The organism is Rhodopseudomonas palustris BisB18, from assembly GCF_000013745.1.
GTDB classification, from domain to species: domain Bacteria; phylum Pseudomonadota; class Alphaproteobacteria; order Rhizobiales; family Xanthobacteraceae; genus Rhodopseudomonas_A; species Rhodopseudomonas_A palustris_F.
In genome coordinates this window covers 1,759,365-1,775,240 of sequence record NC_007925.1, presented here as the reverse complement: position 1 = coordinate 1,775,240, position 15,876 = coordinate 1,759,365, and the positions used below count along the sequence as shown (strand labels likewise).

The window sequence follows — 15,876 nt, the reverse complement described above, 5'->3', positions numbered from 1 at the left end:
GCATCGCATGGCCAAAGCCGGCAAACCGTTGTTCACCATCGGCTACGAGCAGACCCCGGCGCAGGCGGTGCTCGACGAATTGCAGCAGGCCGGCGTCAAGCTGTTGGTGGACGTCCGCGCCGTCGCAGCGTCGCGCCGCCCGGGGTTTTCGAAGCGGCAACTTGCCGCCGGGCTCAATGAGCGCGGCATCGGTTATCTGCACCTGCGCGACCTCGGCACGCCGAAGGACGGCCGGCAGGCTGCACGCAGCGGCCGGTTCGAAGCGCTGCATGCGATCTACTCCGCGCATCTGGCCACGCCGCAGGCCAAGGAGCAACTCGACGAACTGGCCTCGCTGGTGGGGAAATCCGGTCCGGTCTGCATCCTGTGCTACGAGCGCGACCACCGCCAGTGCCACCGGCAATGGATCGCGGAGCGGATCGTGCAGCGCGATGGTGTCACGGTGCAGAACCTGCTGCCGTCGCAGCTCTGAATCTTTCGCAACGTTCGCCGATCGTTCACGTCCCGTGGCTGGACGCCCGCCGCACTACACGCTCTAATTGCAATTGGAAGTGGGGTCGACTGATTTGAGTGGGGCGTGCGTTGCGTGGCGTCGGCGTAGGGCTGCTGGGCGTCGTGGCTGCGGTCGTGATTGGCAGCAGCGCCGGCGGCGTGGCCGCGCAGGAAGCCGCGATCGATGCGCCGATCGCCGACCCGCTGAGCGGCGGCAGCCGGCCCGAGCAATTCCTGCTGTTCGCCGGCGTCGACCTGTGGCACGCCAGCGTCGCGAATTATGCCGGCCTGCATTGGGCGCCGGCGGGCCTCCACAATGACGGCGTGTTTGCCCGGTTGTTGCTGTCGCGTAATTTCGAACGCTATGGCGCCACCAGCACCATCATCTTCCGCGGCGCGCTGCTCGGCGGCGTCCGCTTCAAGCGCGGCGGGTTCGAAGTGAAGCTGATGGCCGGCCCGGAGCTGGAGAATGCCGATCCGACCTCGCCGTTCGATCAGTTGCGCGGCACCAGGCTCGGGCTGCAGGCTGCCGCCGAGACCTGGTGGCAGCCGACGCCGGAACTGCTGCTGGCCACCTCGCTCACCTTGACGGCGCACGGCAACGGCAACGGCTATGGCGGACGCGTCGCGGCAGGCTGGCGGCTGCTCGACCAGGCCTGGATCGGCCCGGAAGCCTCCGCGTTCAGCGACCATTACAGCACGCAATATCGCGTTGGCCTGCATGTCACCGGGTTGCGCGTCGAAGGCTTGGAATGGTCCGCCGCCGCGGGTTATCTGGAAGACGGCTTTGCACGCCGCGGCGGCTATGGCCGGATCGGCATGTTGCTCCGGCAATAATCCCGACCAAGCCGACCGCGAGATTGCTATCGAACATGACTTCCGTCGGACGATCGACCGCGCAGAGATTGTCGATCGAGGCGGTGGTTCCACCCGCCGAACGGGAACGCCCGACGCCGCCCTGCATTAGGCCAACGAGCCATCATGGCCGAGGGAGAGCGCGATGCCATCACCGGAATGGATTTGGGGAATTGCGATCGTCATTTTGGGCGGCGCGCTGGCCTACGGGCTGATGCGGGCGCGCGGCCGCACCCCGACCGAGAAACGCCAGACCGACATCGCCACCAAGGAAGGCTATCGCGCCGAGGATCTGCAGCAGAAGTCCAAACCGCTGCCGGAGTAGAACATCGGCCGCTGGCTATTTGTGAAACTTCAGCCCGTCGACGATCTTGTCGATCACCTTGCGGTCGGCGCGCATGGCGAGGCCGACCAGGTTGAGATCGCCGCGCGCCACCGCGCGCACAGCCGCCCGATTGGCTTCATCGTGCGTGGTGTTGAACATGTCTTCGGTGTAGATCGCAGGCGTGACGCCGCGCGCCAACGCGCGCTCCAGGGCCCGAGTTAACGCAGGTCGCTCGCCGCCATAAATCAGGATCGGCTGTCCGATCAGCGCCAGATACGGCGTGTCGGACCCGTCCTGGTATGGCTCGCCGACACATTCCGGAAACGCCGCGGCAATGCCGCTGGTCAGGAAGGCGGCGACATTGAGCTTTTGCCAAGCTTCGAGGTCGGTGCGGATCACCACCGCAATCTTGGTATCGAACTGCATGATCCAAGATTAGCCGCGACCGCCCGCCGCTGTCACCCCTTGGCGTCGCAGGCCCAAGCGCGGATCACGCATTCCTTGCCGCCGAATTCGTAGCATTTGCGGGTGGCCTCGTTGAGCGAGGATGAAATCTTCGGCTTCACGGCGTAGCCATGGGCGCCGCAGGGATTCTTCAAATCGATCGACAGCGCGGCGCAGGCACGTCTCATGGTCAACGTGGTGCAATCTCCCTTGCATTGCTTGCGCGCGGCGGCGATCGCTGCGGCCTCCACGGGATAGTCGAAGGCCTGGCCATAGGCGCCGCATTTGCCGACGGCAAATGCGCCCGCGGCCGGCGCCGGCGTGACCAGCATCAGCTGCGCGATCAGCAGCGCCACAACACCCAAAAGCGCGCCCCCGCGCGCGGCGTCAAAAAACGTCATCGTCCCCTCCCCCGAAGGCTAGCCTCCGGGGAATCTAGGGAATGGTCGTTTCAACTTGGTGAACAACGGCCGACGGCCGCGGATGCCGTTGTTGTCAAATAGCTGTCACTTCACCACCCGGAATGGCTCCAAGGCGTCTGCCAGATGGTCCCGCATCTGCCATCGCAGCCGGCCCGGCTGCGCGAAGCCAAGGTCGACACCCATGATGACCAGGCGCAGCGCATTCCAGCGTCGAAACGGAAAGAAAGCGCACGAGATAGTTGCAACGATGGTGGATATATATTATGGGTAGCTTATTATCAGTAGTCATTATAGGTCGCCAGACCAGCAACGATGGAGTTTTGCCATGCTCCGTATCGTCAAGACGTTTCTCGGACTGATCGCATTCGCAAGCTGTTGGTTGACGTTGTCCGCTGCAGCGCAGGCGCAAGTCAGTTGGACCTGGACCAATCAGTACGGCTCGGTTCTCGCGATCACCACTTACAATCAAAGCAACGGCGCAATTACCGGCACCTATACCAACAAAGCCGCCGGCAGTTGCGACGACGGCAAGCCGCAGGCGGCGGCCGGCTGGCTCGCGGCCGGCAACACCGGCTCCGCGATCAGCTTTTCGGTCAATTTCGCCGGCTGCAGTTCAACCACGGTCTGGACCGGGCAGTTGAACAGTAACGCGGGATTCCAGGGGCTTTGGCTGCTGTCGCTGGCCGAGCCGGTGGCTTGGAACGGCATCAGCGCCGGCGCCGACACCTTCACCTTTTCGAGCGGCGACAAGGCGAAGCTGTTTTCCGGGAGCGCTGACGCCGCGAAAATTTCAGCGACCGGCAGCGAGAAGCTTTCCAATACCAAGAAATAACATCGTCGCGGTTGCGTCGCGCGCCGTACTGCGCTGAGCCGCACGGCGCGTTGATGCCTCACTGAGTTCGATTCACTGAGTTCGACTCACTCAGTTCGACTCGCTCAGTTCGACTCGCTCAGTTCGACTCACTGCCGCCTGGCGTCTTCCAAGGCCTGCGGCGTGTCGATGTCGAGGAACGCGCCGGCGCCGTCGACTGTCACTTCGGCCACGGCTTCGCTGTGCTTGGCGATCAGGTGACGGGCGCCGATGTCGCCGTCCAGCGTCATCAGTTCGGCGAAGAACCGCCGCGACCACAGCACCGGATTGCCGCGGCGGCCGTCGCTGACCGGCACCGCGATCAGCGCGCCGCGATCCGGCGCGAAGGCGTCGATCAGCCGATCCAGCAGCCGGGAATCGACCAGCGGCATATCGCCGAGGCAAATCACCGCGCCGTCGGCCGCGGTCGGCACGGCGGCGATGCCGGCCTTCACCGAGGAGGCAAGACCTTGCGCGAAATCCGCATTGTGCACCAGACGCACCTTGAGCCCGCGAAGCGCGGCTTCGACCTTGTCGGCCTGATGGCCGGTGACCACGATCACCTCGCCGGCTTTGGAGGCCAACGCCTGGTCCACCACGATCCGCACCAGCGGCGTGCCGTTGAGTTCGGCCAATAATTTGTTCGGCCCGCCCATCCTTGTCGAGCGGCCAGCGGCCAGCACGATCGCCGCGACCTGATGGCTGCCGTCGGCGTCGAGCGGCACCCGCGGCTGCGGCCGCGTCACGATCTCCATCAGCAATCCCCCGACGCCGAGCCCGGTGATGTCGTCGCGCGTCACAGCAAGACCGGCCAACAGCCGCATCAGCACCCAGTCGAAACCATTCTCCACCGGCGAGCGCGCGCAGCCCGGCGCACCCAGCACCGGCACGCCTTGCGCTTGTCCGATCAGCAACAGATTGCCGGGATCGACCGGCATGCCGAAATGCGCGATGCTCCCGCCGATACGGTCGATCGCCGCCGGGATGACGTCGCGGCGGTCGGCGATCGCCGAGGCGCCGAACACGATCACCAGCTCGGCTTTGAGCGTGAGCATTTCGCGGATCGCCGCCGCCAGCGCGGCCTGATCGTGCGGCACGCGGCGCTCGGCGATGATGGTCGCACCCGCCGGCGCCAAGCGCTCGGCGGTGACCCGCAGCGTCTTGTCGATCACTTTCGACGCCAATCCAGGCAGCTGCGTCGCCACCACGCCGACCCGCTTGATGCGATACGACGCGATCTTCAGCGCGCCACCGCCGGCCGCCGTCACCGCGGCATCGCGCAGGCTGCCGGCGACGCCAAACGGAATGATCTTCACGGTGGCGATCATCTCGCCCTCGACCACCGGCTTGAACGCCGGCAAGGTGGCGAAAGTGATCGCCTCGTCGACCCGGTTGATGCGATCGACACAATCGCGATCGACCACCAGCACGCCGGCCTGCCCCGCGAACAGATTGGCGCGGCCGGTGACGGCACGCTCGACATGGACGCCTGCGCCCGCCACCGCCTGCGCGACGCTGGCCGCGGCGACGTCCTCGGAGACGTCGCCTTGCTCCAATTGCACCACGACGATGTCTTTGACGCCGGCCGCCGTGAGCGCAGCCACTTCGGCATCGCCGATCAGCGTGCCTTTCTTCAACACCAGCGTGCCTTGGCGCAGCGTGTGCACGGTGACGCCGCCGATCGCGTCAACGGGTGCGACGGGGCCGAACTTCACGACGCGCTCGCTTTCGGCAGCCGCAACGTCGCGGTGATCTCCGCCATGATCGCCACTGCGATTTCCGACGGCGACACCGCGCCGATGCTAAGCCCGATCGGCGCGTGAATTTTCGCGATGTCGGCCTCGGAGGCGCCCTGCGCCTTCAAGCGCTCGGCGCGTTTGCCGTGGGTCTTTCGCGACCCCAATGCGCCGATGTAGAAGCAGCCGCGGGCGAAGGCATGCAGCAGCGCCGGATCGTCGATCTTCGGATCGTGCGTCACCGCGACGAAGGCGGTGTAAGCATCGACGTTGAGCGGCGGCAGCGCCACCTCCGGCCACTCCGCCACCAACGGCACGTCGGGAAAGCGTTCGGCGCTGGCAAAGGCGGTGCGCGGATCGATCACGGTGACGTCGTAGCCGAGCGAGCGCGCCAACGGCGCCAAAGCCTGGCTGATATGCACCGCGCCGACGATGACCAGCTTGGCGGTCGGCGCATGGACGTTGAGGAACAGTTTTTTGCCGTCGACCTCGATGGCGCCGCTCTTGCCCATCCGCAATTGTTTGCTGAGCGCATCAGCCAGCGGATCGGCGGCGATCTCGGCCGCCTTCACCAACCGCTGCTCACCGCTCCTGATGTCGGTGACCACGATGACCGGCCGCCGCGCGGCGCGCTCGGCGTTCAGTTCGGTCAGCGTCGCAAGCTCCACGGCTACGACACCTTCTCGACGAACACCCGGATGGTGCCGCCGCAGGACAGGCCGACCTGCCAGGCGGTCTCGTCGGCGACGCCGAATTCCAACAGCTTCGGCGCTCCGCTCAGGATCACGTCGAGCGCTTCGGTGACCACCGCGCCCTCGACGCAGCCGCCCGACACCGAGCCGAGAAACGTGCCGTCGTCGTTGATCACCAGGCTGGAGCCGGCCGGTCGCGGCGCCGAGCCCCAGGTCTCGACCACGGTGGCGAGCGCGACACCATGGCCGGCATTGCGCCAGTCCTCGGCGGCTTGCAGAATGTCGTCGTCGCGATTGAGCATGGCGCACTCTTTCTTCAGGCCGCGGACCGGATCAGCGCGCGGTGATGCACCGGCGGCGGCGCCGACAGCGCGGCGATCAGCGCCTGCATCGAGGTCAGATTATGCACCGGGCGGAATTCGTCAACGTGCGGCAGCATCATTTTGATGCCCTGCGCCTTGGCCTCGAAGCCGCCGAACCGCAGCAGCGGGTTGAGCCAGATCAGCCGCCGGCAGGAGCGATGCAGCCGATCCATCTCGAACGACAGCTTGGCATCGGCCTCACGCTCCAGCCCATCGGAAATCAGCAACACGATGGCGCCCTGCCCCAGCACGCGGCGGGCCCATTGCTTGTTGAAGACGTGCAGCGACGCCGAAATCCGCGTGCCGCCGGCCCAATCTTCCACCGCCGACGAACAATTCGCCAGCGCCTCGTCGGGATCGCGCTCGCGCAGCGCGCGGGTAACGTTGGTGAGCCTGGTGCCGAACAGGAACACCGAGACGCGCTTGCGGGCGTCGGTGATGGCGTGCAGGAAATGCAGGAATAGACGCGTATATTCGCTCATCGAGCCGGAGATATCGAGCAGCGCCACGATCGGCGACGGCTTGTCGATGCGGCCGAGCTTGCGGATGTCGACGATATCGCCGCCGGTGCGCAAGCTGCCGCGCAGCGTTCGGCGCAAATCGAGCCGCAAGCCATGCGGATCCGGCGCGTGACGCCGCGTGCGCAATTCGGCCTGCGGCAATTTCATCTGCGCGATCGCCCGGGTCACCTGCGCGATCTCCGCGGCGCTCATCTGCGCGAAGTCTTTCTTCTGCAGGATTTCCTTGTCGGACACCGATAACCGCAATTCCTGCTCCTGCGCTTGCGGCACCTCGTGGCTGGTCGGCTGCGCCAGCGCGTCTTGCACCCGGCGCGCCGCCGGCTTCGGCTTTTTCTTGGCGTGGTCCGGCAGCGGGATGGAATCCAGCATGTGCTTCCAATCCTCGGCGGCACGGAAGAACAGCGCGAAGGCCTGCGCGAACACTAATGAATGCTCATGGCGCTTGACGAAGATCGCCTGCAGCGTGGCGTAGAAATCACCGCGATGGCCGACCTCGATCAGCTGCAGCGCGTTCAAGGCGTCGATCACCGCGCCCGGCCCGACCGGCAGCCCGGCGGCGCGTAGCGCGCGGGCGAAGCCGACGATGTTGTCGGCCATCTTGCCGGTGGGCGGATTGAGGTGATCGATGTCGGTCATGCAACTCGCCTTTGACTCCCGGTTCTCGATTGCAGCGGTGCGCCCGCAACGCTGGCAGCCTGCTCCCTCCCCCGCTTGCGGGGGAGGGAGCCCGTTTCCGCTGTGGTCAGCCCAGCGGCCAGACTTCGACGATCACAGCAATCCTCACTCCGCCGTCGCTTCCTTCAGCACCTTCTGCAGCGTGTCGCCCTGCATCCTTGCGATGTCGTCCTGATACTTCAACAGCGCGCCGAGCGTATCGCCGACCACCTGCGCGGTCAGCGCGCGGGCGTCGAGTTCGGTCAGCGCGGTGGCCCAGTCGAGAGTCTCGGCAACGCCGGGCGATTTGTAGAAATCTTGCTCGCGCAAGGCCTGCACGAACCGCACCACCTGCTGCGACAAGTTCGCGGAAATATTCGGCACCCGGGATTTGACGATCGCCAACTCGCGCTCGGCTGAGGGATAATCGACCCAGTGATACAGGCAGCGCCGCTTCAGCGCATCGTGGATTTCGCGGGTGCGGTTTGAGGTGACTATGACGATCGGAGGGGTCGGCGCCTTGATGGTGCCGAACTCAGGAATCGTCACCTGGAAATCCGAGAGGATTTCCAAAAGATAAGCCTCAAACGCTTCGTCGGCGCGGTCGAGTTCGTCGATCAACAGCACCGGAGCGCCGTTGACGTCCGGCTCCAGCGCCTGCAGCAGCGGCCGCTTGATCAGATAGCGCTCGGCGAAGATGTCGCTGGAAAGCTGCTCGCGGTCGGTGTCGCCGGCGGCTTCCGCGAGCCGGATCGCGATCATCTGCGCGGCGCTGTTCCACTCGTACACCGCGGAAGCGATATCGAGGCCTTCGTAGCATTGCAGCCGGATCAGCTTGCGGCCGAGTGCTGCCGCCAGCACCTTGGCGACCTCGGTCTTGCCGACCCCGGCCTCGCCTTCGAGAAACAACGGCCGGCCCATCCGCAGCGCTAGAAACGTCACCGTGGCAAGCTGGCGCTCGGCGAGATAGCCTTGGCTGGTCAGAAGCTCCAGCGTGGCGTCGACGGATCCGGGCAAGGCGGTGGCTGTGGTCATCGCGTGCTACCCCGCCGACGGCTGGGTCGGGTCGGGCTCCGGCAGTTCCTTCTCCGGCTTGGCGTTGGCGGCTTCGACCGCGCGCTTGGCCAGCACGCCAATCAGATGCGCGCGATATTCCGCGCTGCCGTGCAGATCGCTGTTGAGGCCGTCGGCGTCGACGTGAAGCCCCTCCAACGCCTTCGGCGAAAACCGCTTCTTCAAGGCCTCCTCGAAACTGGCGACGCGGAACACGCCCTCGGAGCCGGCGCCGGTCACGGTGACGCGAACGTCGGACGGCCGCTTGGCGACGAACACGCCGACCAGCGCGTAGCGCGAGGCCTGGTTGCGGAATTTGATGTAGGCGGCCTTCTTCGGGATCGGGAACTGCACCTTGGTGATGATCTCGTCGGGCTCCAGTGCGGTCGAGAACAGGCCCTGGAAGAACTCTTCCGGCTTCAGCCGGCGCTTGTTGGTGACGATGGTAGCGCCGAGCGCCAGCACCGCCGCCGGATAGTCCGCGGTCGGATCGTTGTTGGCGAGCGAGCCGCCGAGCGTGCCCTTGTGGCGCACCGCCGGATCGCCGATCAGCGAGGCGAGTTCGGCGAGCGCGGGGATCGCTTCGCCGACGATCGCCGAACTGGCGACATCGGCGTGCTTGGCGGTGGCGCCGATCACCAAAGAGCGGCCCTTGATCTCGATGCCGTCCAGGCCCTCGACATGCGACAGGTCGACAAGATGCGGCGGGGCGGCGAGCCGCTGCTTCATCACCGGCAACAACGTGTGGCCGCCGGCGATCAGCTTGGCGTCCTCGTTCTTGAGCAGGATATTTGCCGCCTGCCGCACGGTCGCCGGGCGATGATATTTGAATTCGTACATGGAGGTCCTTCAGGATCGGCTTTACGAACGTCAGGGGACTTGATCAGGCCAGATCGGAATTGCCCATCGCCTTGGCTCCGGCGGCGATCGACTCGACGATGTTCTGATAGCCGGTGCAGCGGCACAGATTGCCTTCGAGCTCTTCGCGGATGGTGTGGTCCGAGAGCTCATGGCCCTTGCGATGCACCAGATCGACCGCGGTCATGATCATGCCCGGGGTGCAGAACCCGCATTGCAGACCGTGGTGCTCGCGAAACGCCTCCTGCATCGGATGCAGCGGCGCGCCGTCGGCGGCCAGTCCCTCGATCGTGGTGACGCTGTGACCGTCCGCCATCACCGCCAGCGTGGTACAGGACTTCACCGCTTTGCCGTCGAGGTGCACCACGCAGGCGCCGCATTGCGAGGTGTCGCAGCCGACATGGGTGCCGGTGAGTTTCAGGTTCTCGCGCAAAAACTGCACCAGCAAGGTGCGCGGATCGACATTCGCGGTGACGGGGTTGCCATTCACGATCAGGGAGATTTTCGCCATCAGCACTCTCTTGATCCGCGCCGCCGCGTTGCACGGCAGAGCGACATTAAACGGGCTCGGTTGGATCGTTATGGTCGATAGAGTCGTCGCTCGACTAGTTGCGAGGTGTTTGTTCGATTCCAGTTGCTGCGCCGGCTCCGGCCATCTTATGGACCATCGCGGCGGTCGGCAACATGGCGGGCGCGACCGCGGCCAAGCCAAACCCGGCGCTCCGCAGTCAAAACAACTTGATCGCTCAGGCGTCGGGTTGCACCGCGGGCTGCACCGCCTTGCCGAAATTCGAGAAGAACTCGTCGGCGAGTTTCTTGGCCGAGCCGTTGATCAGCCGCTGCCCGAGCTGCGCCAACTTGCCGCCGATATGGGCCTCGACATTGTAGGACAACAGCGTGCCGCCCTCGTTGTCGGTCAGCCCGACGGTGGCGCCGCCCTTGGCGAAGCCGGCAACGCCGCCCTCGCCTTCTCCGGTGATGGTGTAGCCGTTCGGCGGATCGAGATCGGTCAGGGTGACGCGGCCTTTGAAGCGCGCCGACACCGGCCCGACCTTCAATTTGGCGACGGCGCGAAAACCCTCGGCGTCCTCGGTTTTTTCCAGCTCCTCGCAGCCCGGGATGCAGGCCTTCAGCACTTCGGGATCGTTGAGCTTTTCCCACACCAGCGCACGCGGCGCGACGAGATGCACCTCGCCGCTCATCGTCATGGCCATCGGATATCCTCCCTCAAGGCCGCCTTGCCCGGCGGCGCTGTTTGCCGAGTAAAGCACGCCTGCCACAAAAGAAAAAGCTTGGCAGAATCACGGCGATCAAGCATCGCCGCGACATCAAGGATGCCGATCGCCCGGAGCCGCCGCAATGACCAGCGTCGCACGTCTCATCACAAGGTCGCGTCAGCTTGGGCGGTGCCGGCCGGGACCGCGCTGGCCGTGCGCCCCAGACTGCCGGCCATCGCGCCGTGCCGCAGCAGCGCTTTCACATGGAGACCACCGATGCCGCTGATCGATGCCGACGGTTGCCTGTTGAACGTGTCGGTCGAAGGCCGCGACGGCGCGCCGACGCTGATGCTGTCGAATTCGCTCGGCTGCAGCCTGGAGATGTGGAAGCCGCAGATGCTGGCGCTGACCAGCCTGTTTCGCGTGGTGCGCTACGACCGCCGCGGCCACGGCAAATCCGCCGTGGCGCCCGGGCCCTATACGATGGAGCGGCTCGGCCGCGACGTGCTGGCCATCCTCGACGGGCTGAACATCGCCAAGACGCATTGGTGCGGGCTGTCGATGGGCGGCATGGAGGGGCAATGGCTCGCCGCCAATGCGCCGGAGCGGCTCGACCGGATCATCCTCGCCAACACCACCTGCCACTATCCGGACCCGACCAACTTCCAGAACCGCATCAAAGCGGTGTGCGATGGCGGCCTCGCTGCGATCGCCGACACCGTAATCGCCGCCTGGCTGACAGCGGAGTTCCGCGAGCGCGACCCGCAGGCCGCCGAGCGATTGCGGGCGATGCTGCTGGCGACGCCGGTCGATGGCTATCTGGCGTGCTGCGAGACGCTGAGCACGCTCGACCAGCGCGAACTGTTGCCGCAGATCGACAAGCGCACGCTGGTGATCGTCGGCCGCCACGACCAATCCACCCCGGTCGCCGCCGGCGAATTCATCCGCAGCCGGATCCGCGGCGCCAGCATGACGCTGCTCGATGCCGCGCATATTTCCAACATCGAACAGCCTCATGCCTTCACCGACGCAATGATCGGATTTCTGACGCAGCGGTGAAACCGCCTGAGCCACATTCTCCGCGCAGCGTTCCCTCTTTGGCGTCGAGGCGGTCGCATTTACAATGCCCCACCGTCGCAACGCCAAGATGACCGCCATTCAATTGCCGCGATGGCTGAACCGACTGGTACATTTTTCCGGAGATCTGCAATCTGGCTTCGCTCGCCAGATTGCGCTTCAAAAATACCTATCTTTATTCCGTAACTCTACCGCGGCACGCCGCACCGCGTTGTTGACGGTCCTGACCCGCACTCCCTTCTTTGGCCGACCTCGCTAGCTGATTCCGACCGCCACGGCTTCGCTCGCTGTGACCATGATCCCGAAAAATGCAGCCGGCTTTCGGAAAAGATCATGCCCTATCAAAACGCTAGCGCAGGATGACGATCCGAAGAACGGTCATGCTGCTGCAGACGAGCAACTCGAAGTGATGAGTCTGCCGAACGCCCTGAAACCCCTTGTCGGACGCAACAGGCTTGGGTACGATCATAAGTAGCAACGGCAATACTCTGCCCTGCAAGGTCGCCCCGGAAGTGTCGAGTCGAGATCCGATTTTTTGTGCGTGCGGAAATAGCGTGGTGGACTGATTTGCCTGGAGCTGAACGCTCCGAGATCGAGGGCCAAGCCGGATCATCTCCGTCTTCGCGAAAGTGTATTTGTTCGGAGCCGCCTAGCGCCGCCCTGAGGAGAGCGAACCGACTTCGGCGCCATGCGATCAACTAACTTCACGCGCCAGGAGCGTTGCGGTGCGTCATACGATAGTCAAGAGCCACATTCTCGACGTTCTCGCCAAGGCCGCCCCGACTTCGGTGGCCAGTTCATTCTGCCTGACAAGTTCGATTCTCGCCGAAGCGCCACAGGACATCCAGAACTTACTATCGATATATTGCGACTGGTCGGTACTGAGCTATGCGGTCCCCATCGTCGATCAGTCGCTTTGGATCTGGCATCGTTTGGACGACCAACGCTACCTATTCGCAAATCATATCCTTGAGCGCGCCGCCGCTGCGATCCAGGATCAATTGTCCGAGGATGGGATCGGCGTCATTGACGTGGCACGGCGCTTCGCCGGAGCCGTCTCACTTGTCGAATTAGCCGTCCGCGCTGGCCTGGGTAGCCGCGGCGTCAACAACCTGCTGCTTCACCAACAGTTCGGCTCGTGGCTACAACTTCACGCACTGCTTATCAATTGCACCATGGCCGACCATCAGCCCTTGACCACCGATGTGTGCACCAAGTGCGGCCTTTGCATCAAAGCTTGCCCAGCGGGCGCGATCTCGGGGAAACACTTCTATCCCGGCCGATGCAGTTCGCTAGTCGCTTCTCCCTGGATGCCAAAATCCAAAGCCGTCGCTCTGACTGCTCATTCGTACATCGAATGCGCGGAGTGCATAAATTCGTGCCCGATTGGGAAACCGCCAGAGGAGTTATTTTCGTGGAAACGCTAACAACTCCCGTGACCCCCGCCGCGGTCCGACAAAACGCCCGACGGGACGACGGCGCCTACGTCTTCCATCATCCGCCGAAATTCACTTGGAGCAATGTGGCACTTCCACCGCTGGCCTGGAACCACTATTCATTGTATCTCCACGTGCCTTTCTGCCGTGCCATCTGCACCTTCTGCACTTTTGAACGCACGCAATACAGCAAGTCGTCGATGGACGCATTCTTTGATGCGCTCCTCGACGAGGTGGATCTGAGAGAGCAATCGGACGATTTCACACAAGCGACGTTGGACTCCATTTATCTGGGCGGCGGCACCGCCTCGCTGCTTTCCAACGAACAGATTTCGCAATTCCTTGGTCGCTTGCGGTCGGGCTTCGGGCTTCACGACGATATTGAATGCACGCTGGAGTGCGAGCCGGGAACAAAGCGCGAAGACGACTTTCGAGAAGTCCGCGATGCCGGCGTCAATCGCGTCTCGATAGGCGTGCAGTCGTTTTCCGACCAACTATTACCTGCATTGAACCGCCGGCATACCGTCGCGACGAGCTACCGGACGATCGAGGCGGCGCACAACGCCGGATTTTCCAACATCCATATCGACTTGATGTATGGGCTTCCCAACCAAACATTGGCCGACTGGAAATTTTCGGTAAACGAAGCCATACGTCTCGGAATTCAACATGTCTCGGTCTATCGTCTCATCATCTTCCAAGACGAACTCTTGGCGCGCAAGCTGGGCCAAGGCGAACTACAGCCGCCGGCAGACGCCGGCACCATCGAAGAGATGAGGCGATATGCCCTCGAAACGCTGCCGGCCAACGGACTGAGACAGTACTCGCTGACCGAGTTCGCCAAGCCGGGAAACGAGTGCATCTATGTGCAGCGCAATTGGGACGGATCCGATTATCTCGGATTCGGGCCCGCTGCCTACAGCCGCCACGCGCATCATCTGTGGGAAAACACCGTCTTTCATCATAGATACCACGAACTAACTGATGACCATCGATTGCCGGTCGGCAAGGGGATAACCATGACACCGCACGAATGTCTTGCGCGGGATGTTGCCATGGGCCTCTGCCTGCTGAGTGTCGACATCGCGCACGTCGAACGACAATCGGGCGCGAGCCTGGACGAAATATTCGGTCGCAAGATAGCGCAGCTCGTCGACGACGGCCTGCTGCGTCGAACCCGAGATCGTATTTATCTTACTGACGAAGGACTCCTGTATGCCACGTATATTATGAAGCGTTTCACAGCCTGACGCCAAGAGGAGGACACCAATGGCACCGGTCAAAGCTGCGATGATGAAGGTTGGATTTGTACTGGACATCGCCCGCAAGGACGAACGGTTTATGAACGACTTGTCACGCGACGCGTTCAAGACGCTGCTGCAGAGCGGCATCGACCTGTCACACGGCGAAGTAATGGCAGTTGTCGATATTATTCACAATACTAGCATCTCTACTCTTGCCCCGCATATTGGCGATCTGCGCGATAACTGGAACGCGATCGTCAAGGAAAGACGATTTGAATAGAAGCTTGATGTAGCCGGCCCCACCCGTCGACGCGGGGCCGGTGCTGCATCAACCGGAGACACCGTCAGTGAAGGACGATGACAGGGCTCTTAGCCGGGCGCGACGCGATCCCGGCGGTCGGCCTGGAAGCCCGACATTGGCCTACGCAGGGGTCGATCTGCTGCTGACCGGCGACAGACAATGGAAGGTCATCGAGATCAACGACCACCCGGTGGCTCTGGCGCAGAGCCGCCGGCTCTGTTCATCGGATGCGGCGTTGGAATGCTTCCGACAAGATCCTTTTCAATTGCTGGCTGAACAGTTGGAGCGTCACGACGGCGGCGGAGCCGTCGCGCTGCTGTTACCCGAGTGCTTCGAACTCGCTCGCGGCCACCGATCGCCGTCGCAGATTCGGCTTCGGGAAGCGCTGAAATTCGATGACAATCGGGTTGATCTCACGATCTCGGATTTCAACGAGCTTTCCCGCGCGATCATCGCAAGGGGCCGTGAAGCCCGCATCTGTGACGCCGCGCATCTTCGGATACAGCATCGTGAGCTTTATCTGGACGGGGAAATTGTTCGATCGTTATTTCGCAGACATTCCGGTTTCCCGAGACAAAGGGTCGATTGCTTTTGCTTGAATGACCTGCGGCAGCGCGCGCTATGTGGAGACAAGCTGGCAACCCACAGAGAGATTGTCGCTCGGCTGGGCGACGTTGCGTCAATCCCGACGTTTCCATTCGAACCGAGTGAGCGCACACTGGGCTTCCTCGATGACTGTGCTTGCCGGGGGATACTGGTCATCGTGAAGCCGAAATGGGGCTCTGCCAGTGTCGGAGTCACGCGCATGGACGCAGGTCTGGCGTTGCAGCACCTCGCGACGCATCAACATGAACGCAAAGACCTCATCTGCCAGCCATGGATTGCCCCTGCCGTGGCCAGGGTTCATGAGCGGAATTTCCACTTCGATGTTCGGTTGTATGTTGTTGCCGGGCGTGTGGTGTCCGGATTTGCCAGGCGCGCTGCAGCGCCCAGTACAGGAGCGGCGTCCGAGTCGCCGTTGGCCTGGCTCACCACCACTGGACCGAGGATGACGCTATGCTCCTCGGTCGACGCTTTGACGGATAGCTCGTCCTCTCCACACGCCATATTGTCGACGGACGAGATAGCGGCGATGACTCACCTCGCCGCAGATGCGACCCTCGCGCTGAGCGACGCTGGCGTTGAGATGAACTATGAGAGCGCGGTCGAGACGATACCCGCGTTTCATTCCTTGGCTGACATGCAGCCGGAATATCAGATGCTTCAAATTGTCGAAGCGTGATGAACAACAACGTTATCGGGCCGCCCGCCGCGGCTGTGCTGGAGTCGGCGCTGCA

19 protein-coding genes are annotated in these 15,876 nt (G+C 63.4%); 9 read left to right on the top strand and 10 right to left on the bottom strand.

The features are described from left to right. The first annotated feature begins 7 nt into the window (after nucleotides 1-7). The 3 genes from RPC_RS08235 to RPC_RS08225 all read left to right on the top strand — a co-directional run bounded on the left by RPC_RS08235 (nucleotide 8) and on the right by RPC_RS08225 (nucleotide 1,672). Nucleotides 8-472, top strand: a complete 465-nt coding sequence (locus RPC_RS08235) for a DUF488 domain-containing protein (protein WP_011472109.1) — start codon at nucleotides 8-10, stop codon at nucleotides 470-472. 155 nt (nucleotides 473-627) lie between these two features. After that, nucleotides 628-1,329, top strand: a complete 702-nt coding sequence (gene bcsS, locus RPC_RS08230; RefSeq protein ID WP_415914811.1) for a cellulose biosynthesis protein BcsS — start codon at nucleotides 628-630, stop codon at nucleotides 1,327-1,329. 163 nt (nucleotides 1,330-1,492) lie between these two features. Further along, nucleotides 1,493-1,672, top strand: coding sequence for a hypothetical protein (locus RPC_RS08225; protein ID WP_011472107.1), 180 nt, complete (start codon nucleotides 1,493-1,495; stop codon nucleotides 1,670-1,672). 15 nt (nucleotides 1,673-1,687) lie between these two features. Here RPC_RS08225 and RPC_RS08220 read toward each other — a convergent pair whose 3' ends face one another. Continuing rightward, complete coding sequence (locus RPC_RS08220) at nucleotides 1,688-2,098, bottom strand: DUF2000 family protein (RefSeq protein WP_011472106.1); 411 nt, start codon at nucleotides 2,096-2,098, stop codon at nucleotides 1,688-1,690. A 32-nt stretch (nucleotides 2,099-2,130) separates the two neighbouring features. After that, nucleotides 2,131-2,517, bottom strand: coding sequence for a DUF4189 domain-containing protein (locus tag RPC_RS08215; RefSeq protein WP_011472105.1), 387 nt, complete (start codon nucleotides 2,515-2,517; stop codon nucleotides 2,131-2,133). A gap of 346 nt (nucleotides 2,518-2,863) precedes the next feature. On the opposite strand from RPC_RS08215, the gene RPC_RS08210 reads away from it, so the two are divergent. Then, on the top strand, nucleotides 2,864-3,370 hold the full coding sequence (locus RPC_RS08210) for an avidin/streptavidin family protein (protein WP_011472104.1): 507 nt from the start codon (nucleotides 2,864-2,866) through the stop codon (nucleotides 3,368-3,370). A gap of 128 nt (nucleotides 3,371-3,498) precedes the next feature. On the opposite strand, the gene RPC_RS08205 is transcribed toward RPC_RS08210, so the two are convergent. From RPC_RS08205 to RPC_RS08170, 8 genes are all read right to left on the bottom strand, one after another. Further along, on the bottom strand, nucleotides 3,499-5,103 hold the full coding sequence (locus RPC_RS08205) for an NTP transferase domain-containing protein (RefSeq protein WP_011472103.1): 1,605 nt from the start codon (nucleotides 5,101-5,103) through the stop codon (nucleotides 3,499-3,501). Continuing rightward, nucleotides 5,100-5,792, bottom strand: coding sequence for an XdhC family protein (locus RPC_RS08200; RefSeq protein WP_011472102.1), 693 nt, complete (start codon nucleotides 5,790-5,792; stop codon nucleotides 5,100-5,102). The genes RPC_RS08205 and RPC_RS08200 overlap by 4 nt, the downstream gene beginning before the upstream one ends. Before the next feature lie 2 nt (nucleotides 5,793-5,794). Further along, nucleotides 5,795-6,118, bottom strand: a complete 324-nt coding sequence (locus tag RPC_RS08195) for an XdhC family protein (RefSeq protein WP_011472101.1) — start codon at nucleotides 6,116-6,118, stop codon at nucleotides 5,795-5,797. Nucleotides 6,119-6,132: 14 nt separating this feature from the next. Continuing rightward, nucleotides 6,133-7,335: a vWA domain-containing protein gene (locus RPC_RS08190; protein ID WP_011472100.1), complete on the bottom strand. Its 1,203-nt coding sequence runs from the start codon at nucleotides 7,333-7,335 to the stop codon at nucleotides 6,133-6,135. Between the two features lie 144 nt (nucleotides 7,336-7,479). Continuing rightward, entirely contained in the window at nucleotides 7,480-8,388 is a 909-nt protein-coding gene (locus tag RPC_RS08185; RefSeq protein ID WP_011472099.1) for an AAA family ATPase, read from the bottom strand. A gap of 6 nt (nucleotides 8,389-8,394) precedes the next feature. Then, nucleotides 8,395-9,246: an FAD binding domain-containing protein gene (locus RPC_RS08180; RefSeq protein ID WP_011472098.1), complete on the bottom strand. Its 852-nt coding sequence runs from the start codon at nucleotides 9,244-9,246 to the stop codon at nucleotides 8,395-8,397. Between the two features lie 43 nt (nucleotides 9,247-9,289). Further along, on the bottom strand, nucleotides 9,290-9,775 hold the full coding sequence (locus RPC_RS08175) for a (2Fe-2S)-binding protein (RefSeq protein ID WP_011472097.1): 486 nt from the start codon (nucleotides 9,773-9,775) through the stop codon (nucleotides 9,290-9,292). Between the two features lie 235 nt (nucleotides 9,776-10,010). Beyond that, nucleotides 10,011-10,478 (bottom strand): SRPBCC family protein, encoded by a 468-nt coding sequence (locus RPC_RS08170; protein WP_011472096.1) that lies wholly within the window; start codon nucleotides 10,476-10,478, stop codon nucleotides 10,011-10,013. Nucleotides 10,479-10,757: 279 nt separating this feature from the next. Here RPC_RS08170 and pcaD point away from each other — a divergent pair, with 279 nt between their 5' ends. The 5 genes from pcaD (at nucleotide 10,758) to RPC_RS08145 (ending at nucleotide 15,821) form a co-directional block, all read left to right on the top strand. Next, a complete protein-coding gene (pcaD, locus tag RPC_RS08165; protein WP_011472095.1) occupies nucleotides 10,758-11,540 on the top strand; it encodes a 3-oxoadipate enol-lactonase in 783 nt (260 codons plus the stop codon). Between the two features lie 743 nt (nucleotides 11,541-12,283). Continuing rightward, nucleotides 12,284-12,985 (top strand): 4Fe-4S double cluster binding domain-containing protein, encoded by a 702-nt coding sequence (locus tag RPC_RS08160; protein ID WP_011472093.1) that lies wholly within the window; start codon nucleotides 12,284-12,286, stop codon nucleotides 12,983-12,985. Continuing rightward, on the top strand, nucleotides 12,925-14,244 hold the full coding sequence (gene hemW / locus RPC_RS08155; RefSeq protein ID WP_167532061.1) for a radical SAM family heme chaperone HemW: 1,320 nt from the start codon (nucleotides 12,925-12,927) through the stop codon (nucleotides 14,242-14,244). Before RPC_RS08160 ends, hemW begins: the two co-directional genes overlap by 61 nt. A 19-nt stretch (nucleotides 14,245-14,263) precedes the next feature. Continuing rightward, the gene (locus RPC_RS08150) at nucleotides 14,264-14,518 is read left to right on the top strand and encodes a hypothetical protein (protein WP_011472091.1); all 255 of its coding nucleotides are present in this window, start codon (nucleotides 14,264-14,266) and stop codon (nucleotides 14,516-14,518) included. A 136-nt stretch (nucleotides 14,519-14,654) separates the two neighbouring features. Further along, nucleotides 14,655-15,821 carry a hypothetical protein gene (locus RPC_RS08145; RefSeq protein ID WP_041801557.1) on the top strand — a complete coding sequence of 389 codons (1,167 nt, stop codon included), beginning with the start codon at nucleotides 14,655-14,657 and terminating at the stop codon, nucleotides 15,819-15,821. Nucleotides 15,822-15,876: the final 55 nt, after the last annotated feature.

Bases quoted from the DNA above. Each gene is read 5' to 3' on its own strand.
- RPC_RS08185 (WP_011472099.1), bottom strand. From the start codon at position 8,388: ATGACCACAGCCACCGCCTTGCCCGGATCCGTCGACGCCACGCTGGAG.
- RPC_RS08215 (WP_011472105.1), bottom strand. From the start codon at position 2,517: ATGACGTTTTTTGACGCCGCGCGCGGGGGCGCGCTTTTGGGTGTTGTG.
- RPC_RS08195 (WP_011472101.1), bottom strand. From the start codon at position 6,118: ATGCTCAATCGCGACGACGACATTCTGCAAGCCGCCGAGGACTGGCGC.
- RPC_RS08150 (WP_011472091.1), top strand. From the start codon at position 14,264: ATGGCACCGGTCAAAGCTGCGATGATGAAGGTTGGATTTGTACTGGAC.
- RPC_RS08235 (WP_011472109.1), top strand. From the start codon at position 8: ATGGCCAAAGCCGGCAAACCGTTGTTCACCATCGGCTACGAGCAGACC.
- RPC_RS08220 (WP_011472106.1), bottom strand. From the start codon at position 2,098: ATGCAGTTCGATACCAAGATTGCGGTGGTGATCCGCACCGACCTCGAA.
- pcaD (WP_011472095.1), top strand. From the start codon at position 10,758: ATGCCGCTGATCGATGCCGACGGTTGCCTGTTGAACGTGTCGGTCGAA.
- RPC_RS08225 (WP_011472107.1), top strand. From the start codon at position 1,493: ATGCCATCACCGGAATGGATTTGGGGAATTGCGATCGTCATTTTGGGC.
- RPC_RS08210 (WP_011472104.1), top strand. From the start codon at position 2,864: ATGCTCCGTATCGTCAAGACGTTTCTCGGACTGATCGCATTCGCAAGC.
- RPC_RS08180 (WP_011472098.1), bottom strand. From the start codon at position 9,246: ATGTACGAATTCAAATATCATCGCCCGGCGACCGTGCGGCAGGCGGCA.
- RPC_RS08170 (WP_011472096.1), bottom strand. From the start codon at position 10,478: ATGGCCATGACGATGAGCGGCGAGGTGCATCTCGTCGCGCCGCGTGCG.
- RPC_RS08175 (WP_011472097.1), bottom strand. From the start codon at position 9,775: ATGGCGAAAATCTCCCTGATCGTGAATGGCAACCCCGTCACCGCGAAT.
- RPC_RS08190 (WP_011472100.1), bottom strand. From the start codon at position 7,335: ATGACCGACATCGATCACCTCAATCCGCCCACCGGCAAGATGGCCGAC.